This is a genomic window from Vibrio sp. 10N.222.46.A1 (assembly GCF_041473595.1).
Classification (GTDB): domain Bacteria; phylum Pseudomonadota; class Gammaproteobacteria; order Enterobacterales; family Vibrionaceae; genus Vibrio; species Vibrio tasmaniensis_A.
Genome location: NZ_JBFRSN010000276.1, coordinates 1 through 6,353 on the forward strand (window position 1 = coordinate 1; position 6,353 = coordinate 6,353).

The 6,353-nt window shown below is 44.5% G+C and carries 5 protein-coding genes; 1 reads left to right on the forward strand and 4 read right to left on the reverse strand.

The features are described 5' to 3' along the window. On the forward strand, positions 1-1,791 hold a 1,791-nt coding region (locus AB4496_RS09370; RefSeq protein ID WP_372130861.1), incomplete at its 5' end, for a cadherin-like domain-containing protein. Positions 1,792-2,004: 213 nt separating this feature from the next. Here the strand turns inward: AB4496_RS09370 and AB4496_RS09375 are convergent. From AB4496_RS09375 to AB4496_RS09390, 4 genes are all read right to left on the reverse strand, one after another. Next, entirely contained in the window at positions 2,005-3,774 is a 1,770-nt protein-coding gene (locus AB4496_RS09375; RefSeq protein ID WP_009846515.1) for a sodium:solute symporter family protein, read from the reverse strand. A gap of 470 nt (positions 3,775-4,244) precedes the next feature. Then, positions 4,245-4,871, reverse strand: coding sequence for a bifunctional 4-hydroxy-2-oxoglutarate aldolase/2-dehydro-3-deoxy-phosphogluconate aldolase (locus tag AB4496_RS09380; RefSeq protein WP_017069898.1), 627 nt, complete (start codon positions 4,869-4,871; stop codon positions 4,245-4,247). A 73-nt stretch (positions 4,872-4,944) separates the two neighbouring features. After that, the gene (locus tag AB4496_RS09385; protein ID WP_102257335.1) at positions 4,945-5,877 is read right to left on the reverse strand and encodes a sugar kinase; all 933 of its coding nucleotides are present in this window, start codon (positions 5,875-5,877) and stop codon (positions 4,945-4,947) included. A gap of 34 nt (positions 5,878-5,911) precedes the next feature. Beyond that, the gene (locus AB4496_RS09390) at positions 5,912-6,247 is read right to left on the reverse strand and encodes a cupin domain-containing protein (protein ID WP_010438329.1); all 336 of its coding nucleotides are present in this window, start codon (positions 6,245-6,247) and stop codon (positions 5,912-5,914) included. Between the last annotated feature and the right edge of the window lie 106 nt (positions 6,248-6,353).

Genomic DNA, 6,353 nt, shown 5'->3' on the forward strand with positions numbered 1-6,353 from the left:
TTCACGGCAGCTGATGATTATAATGGAGACGTCAAATTCAATTACTCCATTATCGATGATGGTACAACCGACGGTTCGCCGGACTTCAAAGTGGGCAGTGCGGAAATCAGCCTTGTAGTTACAGAAGTTAATGACCAACCAGTGGCAACCGATATTGATTTGGGCACCATGCTTGAAGAAGGTCAGCTAATCATCAAAGCTGAAGACCTGATTACAGCGACGACAGACCCTGAGGGGCATGCCATTACGGTAACTAAGGTCGAAATCGATCAAGGTCAGGGGCAAATTCAGAAGTTTGAGAACGTTGGTGGGGCGGATGACAATTCGATTAATGGCCCATACTGGGTATTCACGGCAGCTGATGATTACAATGGCGATGTTACATTCACCTATACCGTAGAAGATAACGGTACAACCAATGGCTCAAATGATTTCTTAACGGATACCGCGGAAATCAGCGTTGTGGTACAAGGTGTTAACGATACACCTGTTGTTAATGGTGACAATGTCACTGATTTTATTGATGAAGAATCGGGTCAGCTGCTGAGTGGCATCAATGTCAGTGATCCTGATTATGTTGATTCATTTTCTAATGACTTGATGACGGTCACTTTGACGGTGGATTACGGAACGTTAAATGTGTCGCTGCCTGCCGTGACAACTGTGATGGTGAATGGCAACAACACAGGTTCGGTTATCTTAGTAGGTACGTTGAGCGACCTAAATGCATTAATTGACACACCGACTAGCCCTGCGGGTGTTTATCTGGATGCGAGCCTGTCTCCAACCAATAGCATTGGCTTGGAAGTCATCGCGAAAGATAGCGGAAACCCTTCTGGTATCGTCATTGAAACCACGCCAGTTATCTATGATATCGCAGTGACTCCTGTGGCGAATGCGCCGACCTTGTCGATTGATACTGCGTCTAACTACGTCAGAAATATCACCGCTAACCAGTCAGTAAGCGCTAGCGGCGTTCCTTTGGTTGGTATTATTGCTGCCTTGACCGATATTACGGAAGAGCTAACGCTACGTATCAGTGATGTGCCTGTTGGTGCTCAAATTACGAGTGATGTGGGTTCAGTGACTGATGTCGGTGGTGGAGTTTGGATTGCCACGGCGGATGCGATTGACACTGTGAAAGTGGTTGGGCTTTCTGATACGCCGGGAAGCTACACACTCAAAGTGGAGGCGGTTTCAGAAGAGCTAGATAACAGCGATACTGCAACATCGGCTTCGATAGATCTCAACTTGAACATTGTGTCTAACGGGGTTGATATCGATTTAGCTACAGAAACCGACGATGTTCAGTTATTGGCAGGGGCTGGTAATATCGACCTGACAGCGGGATCTGGAAATGATCGTCTGGAAGGTGGTTCGGGTGACGATACGTTAGTTGGCGGTGATGGTAACGACACTCTCATCGGTGGAGGCGGTTCCGATATTCTGACTGGTGGCGACGGTATGGATTCGTTTGTATGGTTCAACATCGAAGATGGTGTCGAAGATACGATTACCGACTTTAGCCTATCTGAAGGAGACCAACTCGATCTAAGAGAAGTGTTACCTGAGCTGAAAAGTGCCTCACCAGATATAACAACACTGCTGCAACACATTGATGCGAAGGTTGACGGGGATGATATTGAACTTACGATTAACCCTGATGGCTTAGGCACTACAGAACAAGTGATTGTGGTTGAAGATCTTGCGCCTCAGCTGACGTTAAATGGCACCATGCCTTCTGATATTCTGGATGCGCTAGTGCAACAAAATGTCATGACTCACGGTTAACGCTCAATTGATAAGCGCTAGTGATTAGAAGTGAATAACTAAACCATAACGAAATAGGCCAGCAATGCTGGCCTATTTTTTATTAAATCTTGCTGAATGAGTCCGATAAACCAATAGCCTCGATAAAACAACAAAAGCCCATGCTGTCGGGGGAAAGCATGGGCATTATTTTATGTGTTATATCAGCTAAGCGAATAGTGTTCTTTCTCTATACTATTTGAGAATCGCTCCATCATTTAGCTTTTTTGCAGGGTTTTTGGCCGCATTAACCAGTAGGATACCAACGGTTAGTACCATCGAACCACATAGTAGGAACAACAAGCGTCCTGTTGGTTCGTTTGGAATCAGAGCCATTGCTAGGATACCGAAACCTGCTGTGCTGATAAGCTTACCAAGCATTGAACGCTGTTTAGTATCTAGGTTTTGTTGCTCTTCACCTTCCGCTACTAATGGTGTGTTCCAGTTAGTGAATAGTTGGTCAACTTCTTTCTCACGTTCAGGCGATAGGCCTTTGTAGAAGCGAGAAGTTAGCATGAAGTAACCACCAGTAAACACTACGTGAGCAGCTAAGCTAAGACCTACTTTCAAGTCGCTCCATTCACGGCCAGTAAGCGCTGTTTCCATACCGAATAGGTGCTCGATGTCTTCTGCTTGAAGCGAGATACCGAAGATGTAAGAAACGAAACCACCAACCACGAGAGTAGACCAACCAGCCCAGTCAGGCGTCTTACGAATCCACATACCAAGTAGTACAGGGATAAGCATTGGGAAGCCAATTAACGCACCTACGTTCATTACGATATCGAACAAGCTCAAGTGACGTAGAGAGTTAATGAACAAGCCAATCGCGATGATGATAACACCCATCATAATAGTCGTTAGCTTACTTACAATAACCAGCTCTTTCTGAGTCGCATTTTGACGAAGAATCGGGCTGTAGAAGTTCATTACAAAGATACCAGCGTTACGGTTCAAACCTGAATCCATAGAAGACATCGTTGCAGCGAACATTGCTGACATAAGAAGACCAACCATACCTGCTGGCATTACGTTCTGTACGAATGCTAGGTAAGCAGCATCACCCGCTTTATCACCCATTGAAGCGTACTCTAATGCGAACTCAGGCATGAATGCACTTACGTACCATGGTGGTAGGAACCAAATTAGTGGACCAACAACCATAAGGATACATGCTAGGCCTGCCGCTTTACGTGCGTTTTCACTGTCTTTTGCACATAGGTAACGGTAAGCGTTGATGCTGTTGTTCATTACACCGAATTGCTTCACAAAGATGAACACAACCCAAAGTATGAAGATGCTCATGTAGTTTAGGTTGTTACCTAACATGAAGTCGCCGTCGAAGTTTGCAACGATGTTAGTTAGGCCACCACCGTGGAAGTAAGCTGCAACCGCACAAGTAATCGTAACCGCCATGATAACAAGCATTTGCATGAAGTCAGAAGCAACAACCGCCCAAGAGCCGCCTGTTACTGCCATCAATACTAGAACCATACCCGTTACCACAATGGTTGCTTCCATTGGGATGTTGAATACCGCTGCTACGAAGATAGCTAGACCATTTAGCCAGATACCCGCAGAGATAAGGCTGTCAGGCATACCTGCCCATGTGAAGAACTGTTCAGACGTTTTACCAAAGCGCTGACGAATAGCTTCGATCGCCGTTACCACACGAAGTTGGCGGAACTTTGGAGCGAAGTACATATAGTTCATGAAGTAGCCAAAAGCATTGGCTAAGAATAGGATTACAATAACGAAACCGTCATTGAACGCGCGTCCTGCGGCACCTGTAAACGTCCATGCTGAAAACTGTGTCATGAAGGCGGTTGCACCAACCATCCACCACAACATTTTGCCGCCCCCTCTGAAGTAATCACTAGTCGACGTGGTGAACTTACGGAACATCCAACCAATAGCGATTAAAAAGAAGAAGTAGGCGAGAACAACAAAAGTATCGATAGTCATCTTTTCAGCCTTTTAAATATCATAATTAACTGGGCTTAGATTAACGCGTTCAAAGGTTTATTTGTACTACAATATGTCTTTAGTATGATCTAGGTCGCATTGATTTTTTTTGGCTTGCTGTTTGTTTGTTTAATTGTTTGTTTTTTAAGGCTTTAGTTGGTTGTTTAATTTGTAAGAGGTTAAAGGTAAATAACCTTTCAATGGTTCATATGTATTACAATATAGGCGATGTGCTTATGAGAGTAGGTATGTATAGGATTTTAGTTATAACCGTAACAAATGTGCTACAAATTGGTGTGTTGTGCGACGACATTCACGTTAATTTGGACATCAATAATGAAAACTTTTTCACGGGTACATAAGTGTAGCTTATTGTTTTCACTTCGCTATTTTCTGTTAGTCTGCGTAATAATCGGCAGATAGCAAAAAGCCCCACCGAAGTGAGGCTTGATTACGAAATCTAAAATAGATTAAGCGTTAACGTGATCAACTGCGTCACGAACAAGCTTGCCTAGTTCGTCCCACTTACCTTCGTCGATAAGGTTAGTTGGAACCATCCAAGTACCGCCACATGCAAGTACAGAAGGGATCGATAGGTATTCATCGACATTCTTTAAGCTTACGCCGCCAGTAGGCATGAATTTAACAGGGTAAACAGCGGTTAGTGCTTTAAGCATACCAGTACCGCCAGAAGGCTCAGCAGGGAAGAACTTCAACGTGCGAAGGCCCATTTCCATTGCTTGCTCAACTAGGCTCGGGTTATTAACACCCGGTACAATAGCAACGCCTTTATCGATACAGTATTGAACAGTGCGCGGGTTGAAACCTGGGCTTACGATGAAATCAACACCAGCTTCAATAGATGCGTCAACTTGCTCGTTAGTCAGTACAGTACCTGAACCGATTAGCATGTCAGGGAACTCTTTACGCATGATGCGAATCGCTTCGATTGCACATTCTGTACGTAGTGTGATTTCTGCACATGGCATGCCGTTTTCAACCAGTGCTTTGCCTAGGGGGATGGCATCTTCAGCACGGTTGATAGCGATTACAGGGATTACTTTTAGGTTTGCTAGTTGTTCATTTAATGTAGTCATGAATTCTTTCTCACGTTAATAATGGGTCTGCTTTCAACTAAGCAAACCCTTGATTAATAGTTAAAGTGCGTAATTATAGAGACAAATCAGGCGTCGCATCTACACGAATGATAGCACCTGGATGCTGAATCACGGTCCCTGCCACAATGTGGCCTGCTAATGCTGCATCACGCGCATTGCCACCGCTCAAGCGTTTAGCTAAGAAGCCTGCACTGAACGAGTCGCCAGCGGCTGTCGTATCAACAATGTTGTCTACTGGGTTGGGTGCAACGTACTGAGCGCTTTGGCTTTCAACCACTAGGCAGTCTTTCGCGCCACGCTTAATGATGATCTCTTTCACACCAGACTCAGACGTACGTGCGATACACTGTTCAATGCTTTCGTCACCGTACAACTCTTGCTCGTCATCGAACGTAAGTAGCGCTGTATCGGTGTAATTAAGCATTTTCAAGTACCAAGAAATCGCTTCTTGTTGGCTTTCCCAAAGTTTTGGACGGTAGTTATTGTCGAAGAATACTTGGCCGCCTTGAGCTTTGAATTTGTCTAAGAAGTTGAATAGCTGCGTGCGTCCGTTCTCTGTCAAGATAGCAAGTGTAATACCGCTTAGGTAAACCGCGTCAAAAGAGAATAGCTTATCAAGTAGAGCAGGCGTGTCTTGCTGATCAAACATGAACTTCGCTGCAGCATCACTACGCCAATAGTGGAAGCTACGCTCACCAGTGTCATCGGTCTCGATGTAATAAAGCCCTGGTTGTTTGTGATCGAGCTGAGCCACTAAGCTTGTATCAATACCTTCAGCTTGCCACTTTTCTAGCATGTCAGTACTGAATGGGTCAGTGCCTAGCGCGGTTACATAGCTTGTTTGGATACCATGCTCTTTTGTTAAGCGTGACAGGTAAAGCGCCGTATTTAGTGTATCGCCACCAAAACTTTGCTTAAGCCCGTCTTGTTTCTTTTGTAGCTCAACCATGCACTCGCCAATGACCGCGATGTTTAATGATTTCATATGCTTACCTTAGCAACTGAGGTTGCGCTATTCATTATTTTAGGAAGTCTTCACGCGCAGGGTTGAAGATATCTAGAAGGATGCTGTCTTGCTCTAGTGCAACGGCGCCGTGCATCATGTGTTTACGAGCGAAGTAAGCGTCGCCTTCTTTAAGTACTCTCTTCTCGCCTTCAATCTCAGCTTCAAAGCTACCGCGAACAACATAACCGATTTGGTCATGAATTTCGTGTGTGTGAGGATGGCCAATCGCACCCTTATCAAAACAAAGGTGTACAGCCATTAGATCATCAGTATAAGCAACGATTTTACGCTTAATACCGCCGCCCAATTCTTCCCATGGATTTTCATCTAGCATAAAGAAAGAGTTCATTGTGTGTCTCCTAATCTGTTTAAATCTTTTAAGTGTTACTTAACTTGCATTCATAATAAGGGAATGAGATTAATTGTAATACAATATATCTAGAGTTGTGTGATAT

What these genes read in the sequence shown, in the direction of transcription:
- AB4496_RS09385 (WP_102257335.1), bottom strand. Translation starts at nt 5,877, where the DNA reads ATGAAATCATTAAACATCGCGGTCATTGGCGAGTGCATGGTTGAGCTA.
- AB4496_RS09390 (WP_010438329.1), bottom strand. Translation starts at nt 6,247, where the DNA reads ATGAACTCTTTCTTTATGCTAGATGAAAATCCATGGGAAGAATTGGGC.
- AB4496_RS09375 (WP_009846515.1), bottom strand. Translation starts at nt 3,774, where the DNA reads ATGACTATCGATACTTTTGTTGTTCTCGCCTACTTCTTCTTTTTAATC.
- AB4496_RS09380 (WP_017069898.1), bottom strand. Translation starts at nt 4,871, where the DNA reads ATGACTACATTAAATGAACAACTAGCAAACCTAAAAGTAATCCCTGTA.